Source organism: Roseovarius sp. A-2 (assembly GCF_002072155.1).
Lineage (GTDB): Bacteria > Pseudomonadota > Alphaproteobacteria > Rhodobacterales > Rhodobacteraceae > Roseovarius.
Genome location: NZ_BDIY01000001.1, coordinates 135,725 through 160,484, shown reverse-complemented (window position 1 = coordinate 160,484; position 24,760 = coordinate 135,725). Strand labels below are relative to the sequence as shown.

The following is a 24,760-nucleotide window of genomic DNA, read 5'->3' as shown; positions in this document are numbered from 1 at the left end:
CTCATGACCACCTGAACCTCTGGTGCAGTGTCGCCTCAATCCAGCGTATCGGCAAGCCAGTTCTGTAACAGGAAATGCGCAATCGCCCCCTTGCGGGCGGGCAAGACATCCGGGTTCTCTCCGGCGAAGGCGGCCAGGATTTCCTCCCGCGTCATCCAGCGGGCGTCCTCGATCTCCTGCGGGTCGATGGTGATCTCGTGGCTCAGCGCCTCTCCGTGACAGCCAAACATCAAGGACGCAGGAAAGGGCCAGGGCTGGCTCGCCAGATAGCCCACATGCCCCACGCGCACGCCCGCCTCTTCCCAGACCTCGCGGCGCACGGCGGCCTCGATCGTCTCGCCCGGCTCGATAAAGCCCGCCAACAGCGAATACATGCCCTCGGGCCATCCCGGCGAACGGCCCATCAGAACCGAGTTACCGCGAGTAATCAACATGATGACCACCGGATCGGTGCGCGGAAAATGCTGCCCGCCGCAATGGTCGCAGGCGCGCTGCCATCCGGCGCGGATCATCCGGCTTTCGTTGCCACAGCGCGCGCAGAACCGATGCGTGACATGCCAGCCGAACACCGCCTTGGCGGTGGCCGCGAGTTCCGCCTCGCGCGGGCTCAGATGCGACATCACGCGGCGCAGTTCGGCAAAGGCGCTGCCCTCGGGCAGGTCGGGATGAACCTGCTCGGTCGCGTCGAGAAACGTATCGAGCTGATCTGGGGCCAGACCCGGCGGCACCCAGGCGGAAATGTCATGCGCAAGCAACAATTCACCGCTCTCGTCACGGCCCAAAAGGATCGGGGGAACATGATAGCGCGCCAGCACCGGATGATCGGCTGCCAAATAGATCAAGCGGTCCAGCCCGCCTGCGGCCAACAGCGGCTTGCCGCGCCAGAGCACGACCGAGCGCGCGCGCCCCTCGGCCACCGCTGCGGCAATCGCCTCCGCATCGCTGCGCAACTCGTCTGCGCGGTCCAGCCCCGATCCCCCGAATGTCACCCGTTCTGCCCGTCGCATCCCGCTCTCCTGCCCCTTTGTCGCGCCTTACTTTCACGGCTGGGCCAGAGAAGACAAGCCGATCTCTTGACTCGCGCCTTGCCCCTTGCGCAACAGAACACGATAAGTTCAACCCTAGGTATATTGAATTTTCTATCTTTAACCGCTTAAACTGTGCCCATGGGGGCTATCATCAAGACTTGGGCTATGCACATTTCGATCCGCCCCGCGATCCATTAACAATGTAGCCGCTTCACTTTGACCAGGACGCCATCCCCCCCGACCGAGCCTGACGACCCGCCGCCGGGTGTGACGCTGCGCATCCTGGCGACCACCGATGTGCATGGCCATATCCTGCCCTTCGACTATTTCACCCACGCGGACAACCGGCCGCACGGGCTCGCCCGCATCGCCACGTTGGTTGAGCGCGCGCGGGCCGCAATCGGCGAGGAAAACTGCCTTCTTCTCGATAACGGCGATTTCCTGCAAGGCACCGCACTCAGCGACATGACGGCCCAGCCCGGTCAGGGCTGGCTCGGGCCGCATCCGGTTCTGCGGACCATGAACCTGATGGGCTATGATGCTGCCACACTCGGCAATCACGAGTTCAATTTCGGTCTCGACTGGCTCCGCGAGACGCTGCGCGCGGCGCGGTTTCCGCTGACCTGCGCCAATGCGGTGACGCGGTTGGGCGATGACCCCACCGATGACGAAACGCTGATGCCCCCCTACCTCCTGCTCGACCGAGAGTTGCGCGAGAACGACGGCACGTGCCACGCGCTGCGTATCGGGCTGATCGGGCTGACCCCGCCGCAGATCACCACCTGGGATCACGCCTATCTGTCGGGCCGCCTGCGGGCGCGCGACATGGTCGAAACAGCGCGCGCCTGGATTCCGGTGATGCGCGCGCAAGGGGCCGACCTGGTGATCGCCCTGGCCCATAGCGGAATCGAGCAGGGCCCCGAGGCTCCGATGATGGAAAACGCGGCCCGTGCGCTGGCGCGGCTGCCCGGGATCGACGCGGTGCTGGCCGGGCATTGCCACCGGCGCTTTCCCGGACCGGATCACACGGGCACGCCGGGGGCCGATCTCGCGCAGGCCACGCTGCATGGCACGCCTTGCCTCAACGCGGGCTTCGGCGGCTCGCATCTGGGGCAGCTCGATCTCGAACTCGCGCGGCGGGATGGCGCATGGCACATCGCACGGCATCGTGCGGCGCTGATCCCGGCCGCCGACGCCCCGCCCCGCCGGGACATCACCCGGGCGCTTGCCCGGGCGCATGCCCATACGATCCGCCTGACGGATCGTGTGATCGGCGCGACAACCGCGCCGCTGCACAGCTATCTCGCGCTGCTGCGCAACGATCCGGCCACGCAACTCGTCAATGACGCGCAACGCACGGTCCTGGCCGAGGCGCTGCGCGACACCCCGCATGCCGATCTGCCGGTGCTCTCGGCCTCGGCCCCGTTCAAGACCGGCGGGCGCGGCGGGGCCGATCACTATACCGACATTCCCGCCGGGCCATTGCGGCTGCGCAACATCGCCGATCTCTACGGCTATCCCAACACGCTTTGCGGTCTGATCGTGACCGGCGCGGAGCTGCGCGACTGGCTGGAACGCGCGGCGATCTGCTTCAACCGGATCACGCCGGGCACCGCGCCGCAGCCGCTGCTCGATCCGCGCGTGCCGGGGCATGATTTCGACGTGATCGACGGGCTTGGCTACAGCATCGACCTGTCAGAGCCCGCACGCTACGATCTCGAGGGCAAGCTGGTCGCCCCCATGGCCCGGCGAATTCGCGACCTGGAGCATGCCGGACAGCCGGTGCAGGACGACGACCGCTTCGCCATCGCCACCAACAGCTATCGCGCCTGGGGCGGCGGGCCCTTCGCCGCGCTCGCCGCGGGCGGGCGAGTGCACCACAGCAGCCGCCCGATCCGCGACCTGATCGTCGATCACCTGGCGCGGCGCGGCACGCTCATCCCCATGGCGCGCGACACCTGGCGCTTTGCCCCCCTGCCCCGCGCCACAGTGGAGATCGAGACCGGGCCGGGTCTGCGCGCCCACCCGCAGGAGATCGCGGCACTCGGCGCGGTCGATGCCGGCCTCACCGAGCGCGGCTTTCTCCGCTTGCACCTGTCGCTGGCGCGAATGGCGTCGCAGCCTTCCCTTGCGAATCCCTTCAAGGGGGCCTATCTGAGGCATTGAGAGGTTGGCGCGGGCAGGCACCTCGCCAACCCGGTCAGATCCGGAAGGAAGCAGCCGTAACGAGCCACGCTTGGGTCGTTGTCCAACCTCTCACCCTTTCCTCCATGCCTGCACTGAAAGCCGTTCTCCCTGAGAACACGGTGGGCGTCGGCGGTTTTGAAGGTACGGTTCCCGGTAAGACGGCTGGCTGCACGCCTCTGCGGCGCCGGGACCGGCTCAGAACCCTGCCGCATGACCGTCCTTGCGCGGATCGGAACCGCCGCTCAGAATGCCTCGCTCATGGTCGATGAGAATGGCCTGACAGCCGCCAAGCGTGTCCTGCACCAAGGTGGGCAAGCCGTAGTAGATCAGCAGCAGAACGAGTTCGAGCACCCCGCGCACGGCCGTCGTATAGGCTTCGATCAGAACCCGTCCCGCCTCGGGTCCCAAGAGCTTTGCCGCAGCGGCGACAAGCCCCAGTATCAGCGCACCGATCATCGACGCGATCGCAACGCCGAGCGTCATCATCAGCCAGTCAATCAGCAGGCTGCCGCAACCCTGAAGCTCAGGCATTGGTGTTTCTCCGAATGGTGTTCGGTGTCATGCAGGATAAGACCCGGCGGTCAAAGCGATGACGGACAGCCGGGTCAGAGAGGTGTCAACCGCCGTAGACATTCAGGCCGAACCACTTGTCGGAGATCTCCCGATAGGTGCCGTTCTCGCGCAGCGCCGCGATCGCCTCCGAAAACGCGTCGGCAATCGCCTTGTCGTCCTTGCAGACCGCGACACCGGCCCTATAGCCGAACCACTCGGGACCGGTGAATTCCGGGCGGCGCATCTCGGAAACCCTGCACATTGCCGTCGGAGTCCACGTACGTGGAGGACGGATAGGTGCCTTCCGTGCCCATCACCAGTTTTTCGGGCAAGTCCTGCGCCCATGTGCCCCCGGGCGGCGACGTGCCGGGAAAGGCGACATTTTCTTGAAAACCCGTGCATGCGGTCATGGTCTCGGTTGCGACCGGCAGGACAGGTTATCGCAAATCCGGGGCCCTGTACGAATCGTGCGGGGCGCGCCCGGCACGATTTTCACGCGCCGCCGGGATGCAAACGCGCACTGTCTCCGTAAACGGGTGAAATGCGAGGGACCAGAAGAATGACGTCGCAGTTTCAGATCGACACGACAACGCTGCTCACGCCGGGTGATCCGGCACCCGGCTTCATCCAGCGCAGCGTGTCCAATCCGCGTTACGCCTTCAGCAGTGCGGCGGGGCGATATCTTGTTCTGTGCTTTTTCGGCAGTGCAGGCGAGGCCCATGCAGAGGCGGCCCTCAAGGCAGCCTATAGCAGACCGGACATCTTCGATGACGACCGTGCCTGCTTCTTCGGCGTCAGCATCGACCCCGAGGACGAGACGAGCGGTCGGGTTGCAAACCGCATCCCCGGTTACCGTCATTTCTGGGACTTTGACCTTAGTGCCTCTCGCCTTTACGGGGTCGCCGCCAGAGATGCCGATTCCGCAGCCGCTCAGGTGGCGCTCGCGCGGCAATGGGTCGTCATCGATCCCGGCATGCGCGTGCTGGCCGCGATCCCGTTCCGGCCGGATCAAGGCGACATCACCGAGGTCATGACCCTGCTCGGCGCGCTGCCGCCGCCGGAACGTCACACGGGCACCGAGATCATGGCCCCGGTGCTGTTCCTGCCTCGGGTGATCGAGCCTGACCTTTGCCGCCATCTGATCGGTCTCTACGAGGCGCAAGGCGGGCGTGAAAGCGGCTTCATGCGCGAGGTCGATGGGCGGACCGTGGGTATAAACGATCCGGGATTCAAGCGTCGCAAGGATTACAACATCGAGGATCGTGACCTCATATCGGCGTTGCAAGCGCGGTTCCTCCGCCGCGTCGTTCCCGAGATCGCGAAAGCCCATCAGTTCAAGGCTACCCGGATGGAGCGCTACATCGTGTCCTGCTACGCGGCCGAGGATGGCGGGCATTTCGCCGCGCATCGCGACAACACAACTCGGGGCACGGCGCATCGCCGCTTCGCGGTCTCGGTCAATCTCAACGACGACTTCGAGGGCGGCGAGGTCAGCTTTCCCGAATACGGTCCGCGCAGCTTCAAGGCGCCGCCGGGCGGGGCGGTGGTATTTTCCTGCTCGCTTCTGCACAAGGTCAGCAAGGTGACGCAAGGCAGGCGCTTTGCCTTCCTGCCTTTCCTCTACGATGATGCGGCGGCACGGATACGGCAAGAGAACGCCCGCTATATCGGGCAGAGCGGCTCGAACTATCGTGCAAGCGACAAAGACCCCAAGGAGAAATCCGCGTGATCCGCGCGCAACCGGAGATCTGACACCCATGGCCGGAAACGACCTCGATATCGTCGGACAGCTGGAGGCCTTGCGCCGCTACGCCCGTGTGCTCACCCGGGATGCCGAGGCGGCGGATGATCTTGTCCAGGCGACGTTCGTTCGGGCGCAAGAGCGGCGTGCCACGTTCCGCGACGGCGCGGATGTGCGGGTCTGGCTGATGGCTGTCCTGCACAATCTCTTTATCGACAACCGCCGCAGCATGCAGGCGGCCGAGGCGCGGGAAACTGCCTGGGCCGAAACACAACCAGCCTTCTCCGCTCCCTCGGGGGAAATGGCGGCGCGGCTGGCGCAGCTGCGCGCCGCGTTCCTTGCCCTGAGTGCCGATCAACGCGAGGCCTTGCACCTCATCGCGGTCGAAGGGCTCACCGTGGCCGAGACAGCGGAGGTGCTGGGCGTGCCGCCCGGCACGGTCATGTCCCGGGTCGGGCGGGCGCGCGCCGCGCTGCGCGCATTCGAGGATGGCCAGGCCGGGGCCGCCAACCCCTTCAGGATCGTGGGAGGACGCGATGAGCGACAGGATTGAGACAGACCCGGACCTCGAGGCCGATCTTCCGGCGTTCCTGCGGGGACAGTTGGACCCTGATCGCACCATCGCCGTTGCAGACTATCTCTCGGAACGACCCGACCGGATGGCAGATCTGCTCGCGGATGCAAGCAACGCCGCCGCGCTGCGCATGGCGCTTTTGGTGGACGGCGATCCCGCGCCGCCCCGGCTGCTGACCGAGGCGCACCGGCTTCAGGGTCGCCTGCGCGGACAACGATACCTGCGCCGCGCCGCCCCCTTCGCGGCGGCCTTCGTCCTCTTCGCGGCCGGCTGGGCCGGTAACATGGCGTGGCAAGCAAGCGGGCCGACGGGCGCGCCCCCGTTGGTGGAGGCCGCGCTTGACGCGCAGGCGGCGCTGGAGCTTCGGCACTGGATGGTGTCGCAACCCGAGAGCGCGGAGCTGAACCCGCAAGAGATCAACGCGGCGCTCGGTATCGACCTGCCACCCTTGCCGGCAAGCTGGACGGTCCGCGACGTGCAGGTCGTTGCGACCCCGACGCGTCCCGGCATCGCCATCGCCGTGGACGCGCCAGATCTCGGGCGGCTCCTGCTTTTGGTCGTGGCGCGCAGCGCAGGAGATGTCGAAGACCCGCTGACCGCCTTCGAATACGACGGGCGGACGATCGCATTGTTCGACCAGGGCCAATCGGCCTTCGTGCTGATCGACGAGTCGGGCCATCCGGCGCAACTTGCAAACGGCGCGACGCAGCTTTTGAGCACGTTGAACTGAGGGCGTGCCCGCCGCGTCATGTCTGCGGGCCTATCGAACGCCGCTCATGTCCGAAGCTCCGCCAGCAGGCGCGCCGCCATGGATGCGTTGATCTCGCCGCGCGCCTTCATCGCGTCCGCGATGCGGCTGATCTCATCGCCTTCGGCCCCGGCGGCGATGGCGATATTCTGCGCGTGCAGCGCCATGTGCCCTTTCTGGATGCCATCGGTCGCCAGCGCCCGGACCGCACCGAAATTCTGCGCCAGACCGACGGCGGCAACAAGCCGGGACAATCTCCCGGCGCTCTCGGCCCGCATGATCCCGAGCGCAAGCTGTGCCACCGGATGAATGCGCGTGGCCCCGCCGACAATGCCGAGCGACAGCGGCAGCTCGATGGACCCCGCCAGCCCCCCGTCGGCGGTTTTCTCCCAGCGGGTCAGCGGGCCATACTGGCCGGATTGGGCCGCATAGGCATGGGCACCGGCCTCAATCGCGCGGGTATCGTTGCCGGTCGCGAGCACAACCGCCGAGACACCGTTCATGATCCCCTTGTTATGGGTCGCGGCGCGGTAGGGGTCGATCACGGCGAACTCGGCGGCCTCCAGCATCGTGTCGACGACCGCCGCCCCGCCGATTTCGTCGGCGGGCCAAACCGCCTCGGCGCGGGTCAGACGTCGGTCGGCCAGGTTGGACAGGATGCGCAGCAGGGACCGTCCGCCGGTCCAGTCGGCCAGCACCGGGGCGATCCGTTCGGCCATCGTGTTCACCGCATTGGCCCCCATGGCATCGCGAGTGTCGACGATCAGGTGAACCACGACCATGCGCCCGTGCCGCCCGTCCAGCAGCCGCACCTCGACATCGCGCAATCCGCCGCCAAGCTCGACCAGCATCGGATCGACCTGATTGCACAGGTCGCGCATCTCCTCGAACCGGCGCAGGATTTCGAGACGCGCCCGATGCGGATCCGCGACGTCGAGGATCTGCACCTGCGCGATGGTCAGTGAACCCGCGTAGGAGGTGCGAAACCCGCCCGTGGCGCGGCACCGCTTGGCCGCGTTGCAGACGGCGGCGATGACCGAGCTTTCCTCGGTTGCCATCGGGATCAGCACATCCTCGCCATCCACAACCATATTCGTCGCGATGCCCAGAGGGACCGGCATGACGCCGATGGCGTTCTCGACCATCCGGTCCACCAGATCCCCCGACAACACCCCGGTATTGCCCAGAATACCCGAAGCGTCCGTGCCCTCCGGCAACCAGTCCTTCAGCGCGTCCAGCCGCTCCGACCGGCTCAGGGTTGCAAATCCAGTCAGTCTCGAACTGCGTTCCGTCATGTCATTTTCCGCCTTTTTCGCTGGTCCGCAGGCTAGGCCCGCATCAGATAGCCGCCATCGACCGGGATGGCTGTGCCGGTCATGAACCCCGCAGCCGGGGTCGCGAGGAACAGGATCGCTCCGGCGATCTCGTCCGGGGTTGCCCAGCGGCCCACGGGGGTGCGCTCGCACACCCGGCGGTCGAGGTCGGGCATGTCCTTGCGGGCCTGCCGCGTCAGCGGCGTGTCCACCCAGCCGGGAAGGATGCAATTGGCGCGGATGCCGTCTTTCGCCCAGGCCACGGCCAGGCTGCGGGTAAGCTGCACCACCCCGCCCTTGGCCGCCGCATAGGGGGCCGTGGCCTCATTGGCCAGAACCGACAGCATCGAGCCCACGGTGACGATGCGCCCCTGCCCCGCCTTGCAAAGGCCGGGGTAGAACGCCCGCGCCGTGACGAACGTGCCCCGGAGGCTCGCGTCCACCACCGCATCCCAATCCTCCAGGCTCAGATCCTGCGGCGCGCCGCGCCGGTTCATTCCGGCCGCGCAGACGATCGCATCGGTCCCGCCCATGCGCTCCTCTGCGGCCCGCGCCACTGCGACTGCGTCGCTCTCGTCCGCAGCATCGCCAGCGGCGAACCAGGCCGGGCCCCTGCCCTCCAGCGTCGTCAGCGCCTGCTGGCCACGTTCGACCGAGCGCCCGGATATCAGAACCTGCGCCCCCGCCTCGAGAAAGGCGCGCGCGGTGGCCAGCCCGATCCCGCTGGTGCCGCCGGTGATCACGACACGCTTGCCGGTCAGATCAAAAAGATCGCTCATCCTCGTCTCCTCAATTTGCCAGCGCGTCCGGCAACCACAGCACCAGGGACGGGAACAGGATGCACAGGCCCAATCCCACGAGCTGGATCAGCACGAAAGGCACGATCCCAGCATAAATGTCTCGGATGCCCAGTTCCGGCGGCGCGATCCCACGCAGATAAAACAACGCATAGCCGAAGGGTGGCGTCAGGAACGAGGTTTGCAGGTTGACCGCCACCAGCACGGCGAACCAGGTCAGGGTGATCCCGGAATGACCGAGCCCAAAATCCAGCCCCGCGATGATCGGAGCGAAAAGCGGCAGCACCACATAGCTGATCTCGATCCATTCGAGAAAGAAGCCCAGAACGAAGATCAGCGCCATGATGAGGAACAGCGTCTGATACGGACCCGAAGCGATGGCCATCACCGCGTCCTCGATCATGTAATCGCCGCCGACCCGCTTGAAGATCGCGCTGAAGACCGTGGCCCCGATTGCGACCATCAGGATCATCGCTGTCGTCAGCGCGGTTTCCTGAACGCAATCGATGAGGTTTCGAAACGTCAATTGCCGCATGACGGCGGCGAGCAACGTGGCACCGAGCGCGCCTATCGCGGCGGCCTCGGTCGGCGTGGCAATACCCGCCACGATTGATCCCAACACCCCGAGAATGAGGATGATCGGTGCGATCAGGTGCTTGATCAGCACCGCCAGCGCCTCGAGCGTCGAGACTTTTTCCTGCGCCGCGCTCGGCGGGGCCAGCGACGGATCGAGATGCGTGACGACGAGGATATAGATTGCGTAGAGCGTGCCCAGGATGAGGCCGGGGACGACCGCACCCATGAACAGATCGCCAATCGAGATTTGCAGGATATCACCGACCAGAACCAGCATGATCGATGGCGGGATCAGAATACCCAGCGTTCCCGCCGAGCAAATCGTGCCGGCCGCGAGACGCATGGAATAATTCTGCTTCAGCATGACCGGCAAGGCCATCAGGCCCAGCATGACCACAGAGGCCCCGATGATACCCGTGCTCGCGGCCATGACGACGCCGACGATCGTAACCGACAGCGCCAACCCGCCCGGCCGCTGCGCAAAGAGCCGTTCGAGCGACAAAAGCAGGTTCCTGGCGATATTCGATTTCTCGAGCATCAGCCCCATGAAGACGAAGAGCGGCACCGCCATCATCAGCCAGTTCGTCAGGGTGCCGGTAAATATCTTCGACGAGATCGTGTTCAGAAAGACCAGCGGCACATCGCCGATGAAGGTAAAGAGAATGCCGACACCCGCCAGCACCAGCGCCACAGGGTAACCCGAAAAAATCCCGAGGATGAGAGCGAGCACCATCGACAGCGGCAAGATATATTCAATCATGAGGTCGGTCTCCGCCGCCAAAGAGCACACCCAGATGCAGCAGAACCCGCCCGACCCCGCACAGGGCAAGCACGACAAAGCCGATCGGAAGAATGGATTTCACGAGATACCTGTCGGTCAGGCCGCCGTAATCGGATCGCTCCCCGGTACTGTAGGAGAATTCGACAAAGCCGAGGCTCAGCCAGCCGATGATGGCGCAGAACGGCAGGAGAAAGACCAGATCACCCAGCAAGTCGACCAGCGCCTTGCCGCGCGGCGTGAACCGGACAGAAAGCATGTCGACCTTGACATGCGCATCACGTGCCAAGGCATAGGACACGCCCAGCATGACGATGATCGCCTGCAGGTGCCATTGCAATTCGGCCAGTCCGGTCAGGGTCAGTTCCGATCCGAAGAGCGGCAGATCGGCCTCCCAGCTTGCGAGTTGGCCCCATTTCATGAGCGACCCGACAACCGCCACCAATACCAGCGCGATCATCGGAAGGACCAGCCAGGCCGCGACACGGCCAGGCCATGCGCTTGCTTGCACAAGCGCATGGCCGGCCCGCTCCAATGTGGAACGACGGGTCATTTACCCATTACTCCGACGGCTCGGGGATGGCCTGCAGCGACGTCCAGGTCTCGGCATCCGCGAGATAGGCCTGGATCGACTCATATGCCTCGGCAAAGATCTCGTCCTCGGCTGCCTGCTCAGCGAGCACTTCAGTCGCGGCCTCGCGCAGCGCCGCAAGCACGTCGTCGGGAAAGCGCTTGGTCTCGACGCCTTGAGCCCGGAACTCGTCGATGATTGCACCCTGCGGTTGGGGTGCGGCCGCCAGCGACCAATTCACCGTTGCCCGGCACGCCACCATGATCTGATCACGGGTCTGTTCGTCAAAGCCGTTCCAGACATCCATGTTCATGATGAGCGAGTTCCAGCTTGCCGGCTGGTGCCAGCCCGGAAAGTAGTAATACTTGGCGATCTCGGCAAAGCCGAGCGCCTTGTCGACCACCGGGAGCGAGAATTCGGTCGCGTCGATACGGCCACGCTCCAGCGCCACGTAAAGCTCGCCGCCGGGAATGAGCTGGGTCGAGACACCAAGCTTGTTGAGCACCTGACCGCCCATGCCGGAAATCCGCATGCGCAGGCCCTTGAGGTCCTCGACGCTGTTGATTTCCTTGTTGAACCAGCCACCCGGCTCAGGGGCCGTCACGTGGCAGGGCAGCAGTTTGACGTTGAGCGGGTCATAAGCTTTCTGGACGATTTCCATGCCGCCCCCTTCCCACATCCAGCCGACAAAGAGGTCCGGCCCCGGTCCGAACGGCATCGAGCCGGCCAGCGAGGCGACGGGGATCGTGCCACCCCAGTAACCGATATAGTCCCATCCTGCGGGAATCGCACCGGAACTCACCTGGTTGAGCACCTCGAGCGCCGGAACCAGATCGCCCGCGCCATGCACGCGCAGTTTGACGTCGCCGCCAGTCGCGGTCTCGATGTTCTTGGCCAGAACCTCGGCCCCTTCCCCGAGAAATGCTAGATTCTTTGGAAATGTGCTCGCCACGTCCAGCGTCTCGGCCTGCGCCGGAACACTGGCAACCGCCGCCACCGCAGCCAGTAATGTTGCCTTCAATTTCATGTTGGTCCTCCCTTCATGCAGCCCGGTCGATTCGGGCGAAATACGATCGCCGATGCAGGGGCTTGCTTGACTTCTTTCGTCTTGCGCTGCAATCTGCGATCTCAGATCAACGATAGCAACAGTAATCCGATATGCAAGACGTTTCCGAACCCCGCGCCACGCTTCAGGCTGGCAGCCTGAGACGAGACAGCCTGCAACAGCAGATTTTCGACAATCTGAGGGATGCGATCATGTCGGGTGTCTTTCGCCCGGGTCAGGTGCTCTCCAGCCGCGGGCTAGCCGAGGATCTGAAGGTCAGCGCGATGCCGGTGCGCGAGGCGCTGACCCGGCTCACCACCGAGGGCGCGCTCGAGAATACGTCAAGCCGCACGCTTCGGCTGCGGGTGCTGCGACCGCAGGACTTAGACGAGATCTGCGCGATCCGCATCGAGATCGAGGGCATGGCCGCGGAACGCGCCACCGCCGAGATGACAGCCAAGGACATCTTCGAGATTCGAAAGCTCAACGAAGAATTGACCGCCGCCGCCGACAGCGGCGACGCCGACTGGTATCTCAAGGCCAATGCGACCTTTCACGCCGCGATCTACAAGGTGTGCGGCTGGCCGCTTCTGCTCGGGATGATCGAGCGGCTCTGGCTCATGGTCGGCCCTTCGATTCGCGCCAGCGTGCCGGATCGCGCGCACATGGCCACCTCTCAGGGGTTTCACGATCAGATCATGGCCGCGCTGGACGCCCGCGACGGGGCGACCGTGCGCCGCGCCATCGTCGATGACATCACCACCGCCGCGAAGGACATTCGCGCCTTCCTGAATGTCGAGACAGACAAATCACCAAAGAAAGAGGCAAAACATCCATGACATCACCGTCCACCCTCACCCCACCACCGGGCCTGCGCGTCCTGATCACCGCCGGGGCCGCCGGAATCGGCAAGGCCATCGCTGACGATTTCGCGGCGGCCGGGGCCAGGGTCCATGTCTCGGACGTCGACGCCGAGGCCGTGGCCGCCGCCTGTTCAGGCACCATCAGCGGAACGGTCGCCGACGCCTCTGACGAAGCCGCCACGCGCGACCTTGTGGCCGAGGCCCGCGAGCGTCTGGGCGGGCTCGATGTCGTGGTGGCGAATGCCGGCATCGAGGGGCCGACCTCGACGGTCGGGGATATCAGCGCCGAGGATTGGGACCGCACCCTCGACATCAATCTACGCGGTGCCTATCTGGCGGCACGCTTCGCGGCGCAGGATCTGATCGCGAGCCGCGGCAGTTTCATCGCCATCGCCTCGGTCGCCGGGCGCCTGCCCTTTGCCTACCGCACGCCGTATGCCGCCTCCAAATGGGGGGTCATCGGCCTCGCGAAAAGCCTCGCCTCGGAACTCGGGCCGCAGGGCGTGCGCGCCAATGCGATCCTGCCCGGCATCGTCGAAGGCCCCCGGATCGACCGGGTCATCAACGCCCGCGCCAAACGGCTCGGCCTCAGCTATGCGGAAATGCGCGAACGCAACCTCGAGAAAGTCGCGCTGCGCCGCATGGTCAGCCCGCATGACATCGCGTCGATGTGCCTGTTTCTGAACACGCCGGGCGGGGCCAACATCACCGGGCAGGCGCTCAGCGTCTGCGCCGGGGTAGAGACGCTGTGATGGCCGACATCCCCAAGGCGGCAATCATCGGCAGCGGCCTGATCGGATGCGGCTGGGCGGTGGCCTTTGCGCGCGGCGGCTGTTCTGTCGCGCTCTACGACGAGAACGCCGACGCGGCGCATCGGGCCAGCGCAACCCTCGCGGCGCTGGCGGATGAGCTGGAGGCCGCAGGCATGCTTGACGGTCAAACGGCAGCCGACATCATCGGGCGCGTCGAGATCGCAGGCGATCTTGACGCAGCGCTCGCCGGGGCCGTTCACGTCCAGGAAAACGTGCCCGAAAAGCTGGAAATCAAGAAGGCGGTGTTTGCCGATCTGGATGCCCGCGCCCCGCGCGACGCGATCCTTGCCAGCTCGACATCCGCGCTACTGCCCTCGGCCTTTACCGAACATATCGCCGGGCGCGAGCGCTGCCTTGTCGCCCATCCGATCAACCCGCCCAGCCTGATCCCGGCGGTCGAGATCGTGCCCGCCCCGTGGACCAGCGCCGACGCGATGGACCGCTGCACCGCGCTGATGGGGCGGATCGGCCAGAAGCCCATCCGCATGGCCCGCGAGATCGACGGCTTCATCATGAACCGCCTGCAAGGCGCGCTGTTGCAAGAGGCGTTCCGCCTTGTCGCGAACGGCATCGCCTCGCCCGAGGATATCGATACCGGCCTGCGCGACGGGCTCGCCCCGCGTTGGGCTCTGCTCGGTCCGTTCGAGACCATCGACCTCAACGCCCCGGGCGGCGTGCGCGACTATGTCACCCGATACGGCCCAATGTATGCAAAGATCGCCGCCACGCAGCGCGAGCATCCCGACTGGACCGGCGAGACGCTCGACCGGATTGACGCCGCGCGGCGCGATAGATTGCCGCTTGAGCAGATATCCGAGGCACAAGCCGAGCGCGACAGCCGGCTGGTGCGGATGATGAAGCACCTCAGAGACAACGCCCCCAATTCCTGACTAACCGGAGAACCAACATGCCCAAACCGACCCGCAAGGTGATCATCAGCTGCGCCGTGACCGGGGCGATCCACACGCCCTCGATGTCCCCGCATCTGCCGGTCACACCCGAAGAGATCATCACCGACAGCCTGGCCGCTGCCGAGGCCGGCGCGACAATCCTGCACCTGCATGCCCGCGACCCCGAAACCGGCCGCCCGACCCAGGACCCGGATGCGTTCCGGGCCTTTCTGCCGCAGTTGAAACAGGCCACCGGGGCGGTTTTGAACCTCACCACCGGCGGCAGCCCGCATATGAGCGTCGAGGAGCGCATGCGCCCGGCGGCGGTGCTGAAGCCGGAGGTGGCATCGCTCAACATGGGGTCGATGAATTTCGGACTCTACCCGATGCTGAACCGCTTTACCGAGTTCAAGCACGACTGGGAGCGGCAGCATCTCGAAAACAGCCGCGATCTGGTCTTCAAGAACACCTTTGCCGATATCGAGCACATTCTGAACACCGGCAACGCCAATGGCACCCGGTTCGAATTCGAATGCTACGACACCAGCCATCTTTACAACCTGGCGCATTTCGTGGATCGCGGTCTGGTGAAGGCGCCGTTCCTCGTGCAGACGGTGTTCGGTCTGCTCGGCGGCATCGGCGCGCATCCCGAGGATGTGGCGCATATGAAGCGCACGGCGGACCGCCTCTTTGGCGATGCCTATGTCTGGTCCGTGCTTGGGGCCGGGCGCAATCAGATGCCGGTCGCCGCACAGGCCGCCGCACAGGGCGGCAATGTGCGCGTCGGGCTAGAGGATTCGCTCTGGATTTCGCCCGGCAAGCTCGCGCAGAGCAACGCCGATCAGGTGCGCAAGGCGCGTGAACTCCTGCAAGGGCTCAGCCTCGAGGTGGCGACACCCGATGAGGCGCGCGAGATGCTGGACCTGAAAGGCGGGGACAATGTCGCATTCTGAGCCCGGCCCCGTCATCGTCACCGGGGGCAGTCGCGGCATCGGCGCGGCGACCGTCATGGCGCTTGCCGGTGCCGGGCGTCCGGTGGTGTTTTCCTATGCGTCGAATGCAGACGCGGCGCAGGCCCTGACCCGGCGCGTGCAGGCCGCGGGCGGCACGGCCATCGCCGTGCAGGGCGATGTCGCCGACGACGTGGCGGTCACGGCCCTGTTCGAGACCTGCAAGGACGCCTTTGGCGCGCCAACCGGTGTCTTTGCCAATGCCGGCATCACCGGCCCCTCCAGCCGGATGGAGGATCTCGCCCCGGCGGACCTGCGCCGCGTCCTCGACGTGAACGTGACCGGTACCGTCCTGACCGTGCAGGCGGCAGCGCGGCTGATGTCCACCCGCCACGGCGGCGCGGGCGGCGCGATTGTCCTGATGTCAAGTCGCGCGGCAGCCCTCGGCGGTGGCAATGAATGGATCCATTACGCCGCCTCCAAGGGTGCGATCAATTCGATGACGATAGGCCTTGCCAAGGAGCTTGGCGCGGATGGCATTCGCGTGAACGCCGTGGCCCCGGGCCTTATCGACACCGACATCCACGCGACCGCCGGGCTCGTCGACCGGCTCGCCGCGAAGACGGGTGACGTTCCACTCGGCCGTATCGGTCGCGCCGACGAGGTGGCCTCGGCGGTGACATGGCTGCTGTCGGATGCGGCCTCCTACGTCAGCGGCGCGGTGCTCGACATCTCGGCCGGGCGCTGAGGTCTCCCCCAGTCGGGCGCGCGCGGCCCCATCCCATTGCAGCAGCGAACGGGAACGCGAGCTTTATACCCAAGGCCGCAACCTGATCGCCGGGCTTGCCCCGCTGGTCGGCGAGGCGCCCGGGCTGCGCAATTGCTGGATCGCGGCAGGGCTCAATTCGCAGGGCATCGTCTACGGCCCCGGCATCGGCAGGACGCTGGCGCACTGGATCGCCGGGGGGCACGGCCCGGTCGATCACACCGCGTTCAACGTCGACCGTTTCGCCGATGGCAGTCACAACACCCCCGCCTTTCGCCGCAGGCACCTGTTTCAGCGAAAGCCACAGCTGGGACCTGCCCGACTGGTTCGCGTCGCCCCCTGAAGAGGCCAATGTCGAACGCTATAGCTGGGGGCGGCAGAACTGGTTCGATTGACACGCCGCCGAGCATCACGCCGCGCGCGAGGACGTGATCGTGATGGACATGCCGACAATGGCCAAATTCCTCGTGCAGGGCCGCGATGCCGTCACCCTGTTCAACCAGATCAGCTGCACCCAGGTGGACGTGGCGCAGGGTGCCGCAGACGTGGGGGCCGTGGGCATCGGCTTTGCCGAAACCACAGCACCGCTCATCGCCGAGGTGGTGGCGAGCGACAATTGGCAGATCGACATCGCCGGGCAACGCGTGCCTGCCGCCGCCTCGCTCAAACCGTTCTTCGATCCCTCGATGGCGCGCGTGGAATCCTGAGCCCCGTCACGTCCGCAGCGCCCAGGCCAGTTGCGCCTCGGTCTCCACCGCGCAGGGGCGCATCGCACGCAGCCGCCGCAGCGCCGCCTCGGCCCCCTCGCCGCATTCCACCATCAGGCGCAGCGCCGCCATGCCGCTGCGCCCGCAACCGGCCCGGCAATGCACCAGCACCCGGCCACCGCCCCTGAGCGCCGCCCGCGCCACCGCACTCGCCGCGCGCCAGTCGGCGGCGCTCTCGCGATCCGGTACACCCATGTCCGGCACCGGAAAGGCGATCCAGCGCGTGCCCATGTCCTGCACCTCGGCCCCCACGTCTGCTGCACCCTGCGCCACCATCTCCGCCTCGGTGGTCAGCGAGAGAACGAGCGCCGGTTTCCAGTCGCGCAGATGCGCCATATCGGCCGCCCGGTTGCCGCTCGTGCCCGGCAATGGCGCAAGCGCCAGCGTGCCGCCCCCCACATGCAGGGCGTGGATCACGAACTCCGCCATCGCCGCACGCCTTTTCCCCCGCTACGCATCACACCCCTCCCACCGATACAGGACACAGCTTTGACGTGGCCTGCGCAAAAAGCAAGGTGGACGCCCCGCCTGCCCCGCTTTACCTTGCCCCAGACCTCCGAATCCGAAAGGCCCGCGCATGTCCGACACCCCCACGACCGGCTATCAGGTTCTGGCCCGCAAATACCGGCCCGAGACCTTTGCCGATCTGGTCGGACAGGATGCGATGGTGCGCACCCTCAAGAACGCATTTCAGGCCGATCGCATCGCGCAGGCCTTCATCATGACGGGTATTCGCGGCACCGGCAAAACCACCACCGCGCGGATCATCGCCAAGGGGATGAACTGCATTGGCACCGACGGCAATGGCGGCCCGACGACCGATCCCTGCGGTGACTGCGAGCATTGCCGCGCGATCATGGAGGGCCGCCATGTCGACGTGATGGAGATGGACGCGGCCTCCAACACCGGCGTCGCCAATATCCGCGAGATCATCGACAGTGTGCATTACCGGGCCGCCTCGGCGCGCTACAAGGTCTATATCATCGACGAGGTGCACATGCTCTCGACCGGCGCGTTCAACGCGCTGCTGAAGACACTGGAAGAGCCGCCCGCGCATGTGAAATTCATCTTCGCCACCACCGAGATCCGCAAGGTGCCGGTCACCGTCCTGTCGCGCTGCCAGCGCTTCGACCTGCGCCGGATCGAGCCCGAGGTGATGATCGCCCTCTTGCGCCGCATCTCTGACAGGGAAAGCGCAGAGATCACCGACGATGCGCTCGCCCTGATCACCCGCGCCGCCGAAGGCTCGGCGCGCGATGCCACGTCATTGCTCGATCAGGCGATCAGCCACGGCGCGGGCGAAACCGGGGCCGAGCAGGTCCGCGCCATGCTGGGGCTGGCCGACCGGGGCCGGGTGCTCGATCTCTTCGACATGATCATGAAGGGCGACGCGGCGGGCGCGCTCAGCGAACTCGGCGCGCAATATGCCGAAGGGGCTGATCCGCTGGCCGTGCTGCGGGATCTGTCGGAAATCACGCACTGGATTTCCGTGGTCAAGATCACCCCCGACGCCGCCAACGATCCCACCATCGGCCCCGATGAGCGCGCCCGCGGGCAGGAGATGGCCGAGGCCCTGCCGATGCGCATCCTGACCCGCATGTGGCAGATGCTGCTCAAGGCACTCGACGAGGTGGCCGATGCCCCTAATTCCATGATGGCCGCCGAAATGGCGATCATCCGCCTGACCCATGTCGCCGACCTGCCCACGCCCGAAGACCTCGTGCGCCGCTTGCACGACAGCCCGCCGTCGCCGGGTGGCGGAGGCGGCGGGCGTCCGCAGGCACAAGGCCAAAACACCTCGGCCCAGGGTGGCCCCCTGCCCCGCCCCACACATTCCGGCCCCTCGGGGCCAAGCGCACGGGGCACAGGACAGGTCACAGCCCTCGCGCAGGACGCGGAAGAGGCGCTCGCGCGCTATCCCACCTTCGAGCATGTGCTCGACCTGATCCGCGCCAATCGTGATGCCAAACTGCTGATCGAGGTCGAAGGCTGCCTGCGCCTCGCCGCCTACCGCCCCGGACGGATCGAGTTCACGCCGACACCCGACGCGCCGCAGGACCTCGCACAACGTCTTGGCGGCGCGCTGCAACGCTGGACCGGCAACCGCTGGGCCGTCACGCTGGTGAATTCCGCAACCACACCCACGATCCGCGAATCCCGCGAGGCCGAGAGCGACGCGCTGAAAACCGAGGCGCAGGCACATCCCCTCGTGCGCGCGGTGTTCGAGGCCTTCCCAAAGGCCGCGATCAAGGAAATCAAGACTGCCCGTGACATCACCACCGATGCCAGCGCCGATGCCCTGCCCGAGGTCGAGGATGAATGGGATCCCTTTGAGGAGGACTGATCCTGCCGCTTGCCTGTCGCCTTTGTCATGCCAATATGCTTAAAGACGGCGAAATCTTTCCCGGCCCGCCATAACGGGCCAAGATCCAGAGGAGATCATATCATGTTCAAGGGTTTGGGCCAGATGGGTGACATGGCCAAAATGATGAAGGCCGCGCAGAAAATGCAAACGAAAATGGCCGACCTTCAGGAAGAAATGCACAACATCATGGTCGAGGGACAAAGCGGCGCGGGCCTCGTCAAGGCGACCTGCACCGCCAAGGGCGAGTTGAAGGGCCTCGATATAGACCCCTCGATCTTCAATTCCGACGACAAGGAAGTGGTCGAGGACCTGATCCTCGCCGCCATCAAGGACGCGCAAGCCAAGGCCAGCGACCGCGCGCAGGAAGAGATGAGCAAGCTGACCGAGGGCATGGGCCTGCCCAAGGACATGAAACTGCCATTCTGACGCAGCGGTTTCATCGTTCTCCAAATATTCATCCCACCGGCCCAAGGCCCGCGAAACGGACATCACGCTTGAGCAGCACCCGCGACATCGACGCCCTGATCGACATGATGGCGCGCCTGCCGGGGCTTGGCCCCCGGTCGGCACGGCGCGCCGTGCTGCACATGATCCGCAAACGCGCTCTGCTGCTCACGCCGCTGGCCGACCTGATGCAGAGCGTCGCCGCCACCGCGCGCGAATGCGCCACCTGCGGCAATGTCGGCACCACCGAGACCTGCGATATCTGCGCCAGCGAGAAACGCGCCAACGGCCAGATCTGCGTGGTCGAGGATGTGGCCGATCTGTGGGCGATGGAACGCGGGCAATCTTTCAAGGGGCGCTACCACGTACTCGGCGGCACGCTGTCGGCGCTCGATCAGATCGGGCCCGAGACGCTGCGCATCCCGCAACTGGTGGACCGGGTCGAGACCGAAGAGATCAGCGAGGTGATCCTCGCGCTCAACGCCACGGTCGACGGCCAGACCACCGCGCATTACATCGCCGATCAACTTGAAGGCAAAGTTACGCTCACATCTCTCGCACAGGGTGTTCCCATTGGCGGCGAGTTGGACTATCTCGACGATGGCACGATCAGCGCGGCGCTCTCGGCGCGCAAAAACCTCTGAGCCGCCGCATCACACGGCACCTGACACACTCGAACATCTGAAAATACTGCCATGTCTCCGCTTGCTCTCGCCCTCACCTACATCGTCGGGCTCAATCTTGTCACGCTTGGTCTCTTCTGGTGGGACAAGCAATGCGCGATTCACAAACGCTGGCGCGTGCCCGAAAGCACGATGCTGACGCTGTGCCTCGTCGGCGGCTCGTTCGGGGCCAAGACCGGACAGGCGATGTTTCGCCACAAAACCCGCAAGGAGCCGTTTCGCACCTCGCTCAACGCGATCATCGTGCTGCATCTTGGGATTCTGTCGGCCCTCGTGCTGCCGGGGTTCCGCGCCTCGGTCGTGGCGATGCTGACCGACGCCTCGGCGGCACTCTTCGGCTGAGCGGGCTCAGCTGACCTCGTCCTCGAGATGCAACTTCATCTCGATCAGCACCTGCTGCAACTGCGTGGTTTCGCGCAATAGGCGCTTGGCCTCGTTCGCGGTGATCCGGCCGTCCTCGATGCTCTGCTGATATTCGGCCATCAGCAGCGCGAACCGCTGTGACAGGGCGATCACGTCGCTGTTCACATTGGCCTTTTCATCGGCGTTGCGCCGGGTGCCGTTCAGGCTTAGCTGGATGCCCTTCAACTCGGCCAATGCCGCCGTGACATGCGGATAGCGCGCCGCCTCTTCCAGTGCCGCCACCGCATCCACCGGCATGAAACGGTCCGCATGTTCCTCGTGATCCGAGTAATATCGGCCCAGCGTGGCCTTGGATTTTCCGGTCAGCCTGCACGCCGCCTCGATGCCCACATCCTTGACCAGCGCCTCGGTGTGCTTTTTCAGATAGCTTCGCATCGTCGACATACCCGACCCCCAATTCTCCCCGAACCGCCGGGGCACCAAAACCTGATTTTCCCTTAGTGACTTTGCCCCGCAATGTCATTTGCAAATTATTTCGCGGGCTTGCGGGGTCAGACCGTCACGCGGCCCCGGCCCGTTCCACCAGCACCGAGCCCACCGAATAGCCCGCACCGAACGAACAGATCAGGCCCTTGTCGCCGGGTTCGAGATCGCCCGAATACTGCGAAAACGCGATGATCGACCCGGCGGACGAGGTATTGGCATAGTCCTGAAGGATATTCGGCTGCTCGCCTGCCTCGGGCACGCGCCCCATCACCTTGCGGCCGATGAAATCGTTCATCGTCTTGTTCGCCTGATGCAGCCAGAGACGGCGCAGGTCGTCCGCCGTGACGCCTTCACCCTCCAGATGTTCCAGAATATGCGCCGAGACCATCGGCAGCACCTCCTTGAACACCTTTCGCCCCTCCTGCATGAACTGCATGTCGCGCCGGTCAGCCACTCCATCGGGCCGGGTGCGCCGCAGAAATCCATTATTGTTGCGGATATTGTTCGAAAACTTCGTAGCGCAGCGCGTCGAATGGATCAGGAAATGCGCGCCCTGTGCCTCCTCCGCCGGCTCGATGAGGACAGCGGTGCAGACATCGCCAAAGATGAAATGACAATCCCGGTCGCGCCATTCCAGATGACCCGAGCAAATCTCGGGGTTGACCACGATGGCGCGCCGCGCACTGCCCGCACGGATCATATCCGCCGCCGCCTGAATCCCGAAGGTGGCCGAGGAACAGGCGACATTCATGTCAAAGGCAAAGCCGCCCGCGCCCAGCAACTCCTGTATCTCGATGGCAATCGCCGGATAGGGTCGCTCGTGGTTCGAGGCGGCGCAGATGATCAGGTCGATCTCCGCCCCCTCGCGCCCCGCCTGCGCCAACGCCTTGCCGCAAGCATCGAGTGCCATTTCCGCCATGATCCCCGGCTCGTCATCGCGGCGCTGACGCAAGAGCGGATGCATCACCTCCGGATCGAGCACGCCGCTCTTGTCCATCACATGTCGCCGCTCGATCCCCGAGGCGTTGAGAATGAACTCCGGCGAGGACAGGCCCTTGGCCTCAACCTCGCCCGCCGCGATGGCCGCGGCATGGGCCGTGTTGAACCGCTCGGCATAGGCGTTGAACGCCTCGACCAGTTCCTCGTTACTGATCACCTCGGCGGGCGTGAACACACCCGATCCCGTTATCGCGGGCTGCGCCATAATCCGTTCTCCTCAAAGTTCCGGCCAGATCAACGCGTCCTCCTGCCCCCGTCAAGCACGACGTGGCGCAAAATCGGGCAATCGGAGTTTCTTCTTGGCAAAAATACTCAAAAACGCCCGCTGTGGCTCAGTTCACCTGATTGGGCGGGGTTTCTCCGTCGAAAAAGGCACGCAGGTTCTCCACCGCCATCAACCCCATGGCCTCGCGCGCCTCCAGGGCGGCGGTGCCCAGATGCGGCAGCAACGCGACATTCTCCATCGCCCTGAGTGCGTCCGGCACCTCCGGCTCGCGCTCGTAGACATCGAGCCCCGCGCCCGCGATGCGACCCTTTTGCAGGGCAGAGATCAGCGCTGCCTCGTCCACCACGTCGCCGCGCGCAATATTCACCAGATGCCCGGTTGGCTTCATCGCGGCCAGCACCCCGGCATTGATGATATGCCGGGTTTCGGCCCCACCGGGCAGCGCGATGACGACGAAATCCGCCTCAGCGGCCACATCCTCGATCCGTGACAATTGCCGCGCCTCGATCTCGACCGCCTTCTCGGAGCGGTTGTAATAAACTACCTTCATGCCAAACCCGAAATGACAGCGCCGCGCGATTGCCTGCCCGATGCGGCCCATGCCGATGATGCCCACGGTCTTGCCGGTGACATGCAACCCCAGCATCTGCGTCGGGTTCCAGCCCGGCCATTTTCCCGCGCGCACCAGCCGCTCGCCCTCGCCTGCGCGGCGCGCGCTCATCAGGATCAGCGTCATCGCGATATCGGCGGTGGCATCGGTCACAGTGCCGGGCGTGTTGGTAACGGCAATGCCCACAGACCGCGCGGCAGCGGCGTCGATATGGTTATAGCCGGCCCCGAAATTCGCCAGAATTCGGCAGCGGCTGCCCTCGGCCTCGGCGAACACATCCGCGCCGAACATGTCGCCAAGCGTCGGCAGGATACCGTCATAAAGCGCCAGCGCCCCGCGCATCTGCCCGGGCTTCAGCGGGGTGTTGTCGTCGCGCATCTCCACCTCGAAATGGTCGCGCGCAGCGTCGAGCACACGGGCGGGCATGGGCCGGGTGATCAGAATCCGTTTCAATGCAGTCTCTCTCCGATAGGAACGTCCATGTCAGGGCGTATCAGAACGATTTCGCCCTCGCTATCGCTCAGCCCCAGCACCAGCACTTCGGACAGGAACTTGCCGATCTGCCGGGGCGGGAAATTGACCACCGCCAGCACTTGGCTCCCGATCAGCGCCTCGGGGCTGTAATGCGCGGTAATCTGCGCGCTCGATTTCTTCTCGCCAAGCTCGGGGCCGAAATCCACCCAGAGCTTGATCGCGGGCTTGCGCGCCTCCGGGTATGGTTCGGCCCGGGTAACGCGCCCCACCCGGATATCGACCTTCAGAAAGTCGTCAAACGTGATCTCAGCCATTGCGCAACTCCCTTGAGCGGTCGGTTGCGGCCTTGACCGTGCGCACCATCAGCGGGGGCAGGCCGGTCGCCTCATCCATCAGCACCTCCAGCCCCGCCTGCGTGGTGCCGTTGGGGCTGGTGACGTTGCGCCGCAACTCTGCCGGTGTTTCATCCGCCGCCTCGGCCAGCGCGCCCGCGCCCGCCACCGTCGCCTGGGCCAGTTGCATCGCAAGATCGGGGGACAGGCCCTGCGCCTCGCCCGCCTTGGCCATGCATTCGATCATGTGAAAGACATAGGCCGGACCAGAGCCCGAGAGCCCCGTGACCGCATCCATCTGCCCCTCATCGTCGAGCCGGACGACCTGCCCGACGGCCTGTAACAGTATGTCGGCCAGATCGAGTTGAGCGGCACTCGCATGGGCATTGCCGATGATCGCGGTGATGCCGCGGCCCACGGCGGCGGGGGTGTTGGGCATCGCCCGCACAATCGGGGTCTTACCCCCAAGCGCGGCTTCAAACGCGGAAATCGGCGTGCCAGCGGCGATCGAGACGAAAAGCGTGTCGCCATTGCCCCGGTCGCGCAACACCGGCAGGGCGTCGCCCATCATCTGCGGCTTGACCGCGACCAGCACGATGGCGGGCGTTGCAGGCAGATCGGCGTTGATATGAACGCCCGTGCCCCGCAGCCACTCGGACGGGTTCGGGTCGATTACCCGGACCGAGGCAGGCGGCAATCCGCCCGCCAGCCAGCCCTGCAACATGGCGCTGCCCATCTTGCCGCAACCCAGCAGAACAAGGCCCTTCTCGGCCACGTGATCCATGGTCATTGTGATCCCCCGCGTTTGATTACATCCTGT

29 protein-coding genes and 1 other RNA gene are annotated in these 24,760 nt (G+C 65.4%); 16 read left to right on the top strand and 14 right to left on the bottom strand.

Annotation, left to right across the window (positions count from 1 at the left end):
* Nucleotides 1-35: 35 nt before the first annotated feature.
* Complete coding sequence (gene nudC / locus BHD06_RS00855; RefSeq protein WP_080455089.1) at nt 36-1,007, bottom strand: NAD(+) diphosphatase; 972 nt, start codon at nt 1,005-1,007, stop codon at nt 36-38.
* 237 nt (nt 1,008-1,244) lie between these two features.
* Here nudC and BHD06_RS00850 point away from each other — a divergent pair, with 237 nt between their 5' ends.
* Both BHD06_RS00850 and ffs read left to right on the top strand, forming a co-directional pair.
* Nucleotides 1,245-3,194 carry a bifunctional 2',3'-cyclic-nucleotide 2'-phosphodiesterase/3'-nucleotidase gene (locus BHD06_RS00850; RefSeq protein ID WP_080455088.1) on the top strand — a complete coding sequence of 650 codons (1,950 nt, stop codon included), beginning with the start codon at nt 1,245-1,247 and terminating at the stop codon, nt 3,192-3,194.
* Nucleotides 3,192-3,290: signal recognition particle sRNA small type (ffs, locus tag BHD06_RS00845), an RNA gene on the top strand. Before BHD06_RS00850 ends, ffs begins: the two co-directional genes overlap by 3 nt.
* 120 nt (nt 3,291-3,410) lie before the next feature.
* Here ffs and BHD06_RS00840 read toward each other — a convergent pair.
* Both BHD06_RS00840 and BHD06_RS00835 read right to left on the bottom strand, forming a co-directional pair.
* Complete coding sequence (locus BHD06_RS00840) at nt 3,411-3,746, bottom strand: hypothetical protein (protein ID WP_080455087.1); 336 nt, start codon at nt 3,744-3,746, stop codon at nt 3,411-3,413.
* An 85-nt stretch (nt 3,747-3,831) separates the two neighbouring features.
* Nucleotides 3,832-4,011, bottom strand: coding sequence for a transporter substrate-binding domain-containing protein (locus tag BHD06_RS00835; protein ID WP_254892261.1), 180 nt, complete (start codon nt 4,009-4,011; stop codon nt 3,832-3,834).
* Between the two features lie 315 nt (nt 4,012-4,326).
* On the opposite strand from BHD06_RS00835, the gene BHD06_RS00830 reads away from it, so the two are divergent.
* Genes BHD06_RS00830 through BHD06_RS00820 form a run of 3 tightly spaced genes read left to right on the top strand, consistent with a single transcriptional unit; the run spans nt 4,327 to nt 6,812 of the window.
* Nucleotides 4,327-5,496 (top strand): 2OG-Fe(II) oxygenase, encoded by a 1,170-nt coding sequence (locus BHD06_RS00830; RefSeq protein ID WP_080455085.1) that lies wholly within the window; start codon nt 4,327-4,329, stop codon nt 5,494-5,496.
* Between the two features lie 28 nt (nt 5,497-5,524).
* Nucleotides 5,525-6,061 (top strand): sigma-70 family RNA polymerase sigma factor, encoded by a 537-nt coding sequence (locus tag BHD06_RS00825; protein WP_080455084.1) that lies wholly within the window; start codon nt 5,525-5,527, stop codon nt 6,059-6,061.
* Nucleotides 6,045-6,812 (top strand): anti-sigma factor, encoded by a 768-nt coding sequence (locus BHD06_RS00820; RefSeq protein WP_080455083.1) that lies wholly within the window; start codon nt 6,045-6,047, stop codon nt 6,810-6,812. Before BHD06_RS00825 ends, BHD06_RS00820 begins: the two co-directional genes overlap by 17 nt.
* Before the next feature lie 44 nt (nt 6,813-6,856).
* On the opposite strand, the gene BHD06_RS00815 is transcribed toward BHD06_RS00820, so the two are convergent.
* Genes BHD06_RS00815 through BHD06_RS00795 form a run of 5 tightly spaced genes read right to left on the bottom strand, consistent with a single transcriptional unit; the run spans nt 6,857 to nt 11,892 of the window.
* Nucleotides 6,857-8,125: a hydroxymethylglutaryl-CoA reductase, degradative gene (locus BHD06_RS00815; RefSeq protein ID WP_080455082.1), complete on the bottom strand. Its 1,269-nt coding sequence runs from the start codon at nt 8,123-8,125 to the stop codon at nt 6,857-6,859.
* Between the two features lie 32 nt (nt 8,126-8,157).
* Nucleotides 8,158-8,922: an SDR family NAD(P)-dependent oxidoreductase gene (locus tag BHD06_RS00810; protein ID WP_080455081.1), complete on the bottom strand. Its 765-nt coding sequence runs from the start codon at nt 8,920-8,922 to the stop codon at nt 8,158-8,160.
* Nucleotides 8,923-8,932: 10 nt separating this feature from the next.
* Entirely contained in the window at nt 8,933-10,276 is a 1,344-nt protein-coding gene (locus BHD06_RS00805) for a TRAP transporter large permease subunit (protein ID WP_080455080.1), read from the bottom strand.
* Nucleotides 10,269-10,847, bottom strand: coding sequence for a TRAP transporter small permease subunit (locus BHD06_RS00800; protein WP_080455079.1), 579 nt, complete (start codon nt 10,845-10,847; stop codon nt 10,269-10,271). The genes BHD06_RS00805 and BHD06_RS00800 overlap by 8 nt, the downstream gene beginning before the upstream one ends.
* Before the next feature lie 7 nt (nt 10,848-10,854).
* Nucleotides 10,855-11,892, bottom strand: a complete 1,038-nt coding sequence (locus BHD06_RS00795) for a TRAP transporter substrate-binding protein (RefSeq protein WP_080455078.1) — start codon at nt 11,890-11,892, stop codon at nt 10,855-10,857.
* A gap of 131 nt (nt 11,893-12,023) precedes the next feature.
* Between BHD06_RS00795 and BHD06_RS00790 the strand changes: the two genes are divergently transcribed.
* The 7 genes from BHD06_RS00790 (at nt 12,024) to BHD06_RS00760 (ending at nt 16,898) form a co-directional block, all read left to right on the top strand.
* Nucleotides 12,024-12,749, top strand: a complete 726-nt coding sequence (locus BHD06_RS00790; RefSeq protein WP_080455077.1) for a GntR family transcriptional regulator — start codon at nt 12,024-12,026, stop codon at nt 12,747-12,749.
* Complete coding sequence (locus BHD06_RS00785) at nt 12,746-13,525, top strand: SDR family oxidoreductase (RefSeq protein ID WP_080455076.1); 780 nt, start codon at nt 12,746-12,748, stop codon at nt 13,523-13,525. The genes BHD06_RS00790 and BHD06_RS00785 overlap by 4 nt, the downstream gene beginning before the upstream one ends.
* Nucleotides 13,525-14,475, top strand: coding sequence for a 3-hydroxyacyl-CoA dehydrogenase (locus BHD06_RS00780; RefSeq protein WP_139784605.1), 951 nt, complete (start codon nt 13,525-13,527; stop codon nt 14,473-14,475). Before BHD06_RS00785 ends, BHD06_RS00780 begins: the two co-directional genes overlap by 1 nt.
* Nucleotides 14,476-14,492: 17 nt before the next feature.
* Complete coding sequence (locus BHD06_RS00775; RefSeq protein WP_080455075.1) at nt 14,493-15,428, top strand: 3-keto-5-aminohexanoate cleavage protein; 936 nt, start codon at nt 14,493-14,495, stop codon at nt 15,426-15,428.
* Complete coding sequence (locus BHD06_RS00770) at nt 15,415-16,173, top strand: SDR family oxidoreductase (RefSeq protein WP_080455074.1); 759 nt, start codon at nt 15,415-15,417, stop codon at nt 16,171-16,173. The genes BHD06_RS00775 and BHD06_RS00770 overlap by 14 nt, the downstream gene beginning before the upstream one ends.
* A gap of 266 nt (nt 16,174-16,439) precedes the next feature.
* Nucleotides 16,440-16,586 (top strand): hypothetical protein, encoded by a 147-nt coding sequence (locus tag BHD06_RS23540; protein ID WP_176214245.1) that lies wholly within the window; start codon nt 16,440-16,442, stop codon nt 16,584-16,586.
* 42 nt (nt 16,587-16,628) lie between these two features.
* On the top strand, nt 16,629-16,898 hold the full coding sequence (locus BHD06_RS00760; RefSeq protein WP_139784604.1) for a hypothetical protein: 270 nt from the start codon (nt 16,629-16,631) through the stop codon (nt 16,896-16,898).
* A gap of 6 nt (nt 16,899-16,904) precedes the next feature.
* Here the strand turns inward: BHD06_RS00760 and BHD06_RS00755 are convergent, their stop codons facing one another.
* Nucleotides 16,905-17,387, bottom strand: coding sequence for a protein-tyrosine phosphatase family protein (locus BHD06_RS00755; RefSeq protein ID WP_080455071.1), 483 nt, complete (start codon nt 17,385-17,387; stop codon nt 16,905-16,907).
* A gap of 148 nt (nt 17,388-17,535) precedes the next feature.
* Here BHD06_RS00755 and BHD06_RS00750 point away from each other — a divergent pair, with 148 nt between their 5' ends.
* From BHD06_RS00750 to BHD06_RS00735, 4 genes are all read left to right on the top strand, one after another.
* Entirely contained in the window at nt 17,536-19,302 is a 1,767-nt protein-coding gene (locus tag BHD06_RS00750) for a DNA polymerase III subunit gamma/tau (protein WP_080455070.1), read from the top strand.
* Between the two features lie 102 nt (nt 19,303-19,404).
* Nucleotides 19,405-19,749 carry a YbaB/EbfC family nucleoid-associated protein gene (locus BHD06_RS00745; protein ID WP_080455069.1) on the top strand — a complete coding sequence of 115 codons (345 nt, stop codon included), beginning with the start codon at nt 19,405-19,407 and terminating at the stop codon, nt 19,747-19,749.
* Between the two features lie 68 nt (nt 19,750-19,817).
* The gene (gene recR / locus BHD06_RS00740) at nt 19,818-20,411 is read left to right on the top strand and encodes a recombination mediator RecR (protein ID WP_080455068.1); all 594 of its coding nucleotides are present in this window, start codon (nt 19,818-19,820) and stop codon (nt 20,409-20,411) included.
* A gap of 51 nt (nt 20,412-20,462) precedes the next feature.
* On the top strand, nt 20,463-20,792 hold the full coding sequence (locus tag BHD06_RS00735; RefSeq protein WP_080455067.1) for a DUF1294 domain-containing protein: 330 nt from the start codon (nt 20,463-20,465) through the stop codon (nt 20,790-20,792).
* Between the two features lie 6 nt (nt 20,793-20,798).
* Here the strand turns inward: BHD06_RS00735 and BHD06_RS00730 are convergent, their stop codons facing one another.
* The 5 genes from BHD06_RS00730 to proC all read right to left on the bottom strand — a co-directional run bounded on the left by BHD06_RS00730 (nt 20,799) and on the right by proC (nt 24,730).
* Nucleotides 20,799-21,257 (bottom strand): hypothetical protein, encoded by a 459-nt coding sequence (locus tag BHD06_RS00730; protein WP_080455066.1) that lies wholly within the window; start codon nt 21,255-21,257, stop codon nt 20,799-20,801.
* Between the two features lie 115 nt (nt 21,258-21,372).
* Complete coding sequence (locus BHD06_RS00725) at nt 21,373-22,503, bottom strand: beta-ketoacyl-ACP synthase III (protein ID WP_080455065.1); 1,131 nt, start codon at nt 22,501-22,503, stop codon at nt 21,373-21,375.
* A gap of 127 nt (nt 22,504-22,630) precedes the next feature.
* Nucleotides 22,631-23,587: a D-glycerate dehydrogenase gene (locus tag BHD06_RS00720; RefSeq protein ID WP_080455064.1), complete on the bottom strand. Its 957-nt coding sequence runs from the start codon at nt 23,585-23,587 to the stop codon at nt 22,631-22,633.
* Nucleotides 23,584-23,922 carry a tRNA-binding protein gene (locus BHD06_RS00715; protein WP_080455063.1) on the bottom strand — a complete coding sequence of 113 codons (339 nt, stop codon included), beginning with the start codon at nt 23,920-23,922 and terminating at the stop codon, nt 23,584-23,586. The genes BHD06_RS00720 and BHD06_RS00715 overlap by 4 nt, the downstream gene beginning before the upstream one ends.
* Nucleotides 23,915-24,730 (bottom strand): pyrroline-5-carboxylate reductase, encoded by an 816-nt coding sequence (proC, locus tag BHD06_RS00710; protein WP_080455062.1) that lies wholly within the window; start codon nt 24,728-24,730, stop codon nt 23,915-23,917. The genes BHD06_RS00715 and proC overlap by 8 nt, the downstream gene beginning before the upstream one ends.
* Nucleotides 24,731-24,760 lie beyond the last annotated feature (30 nt).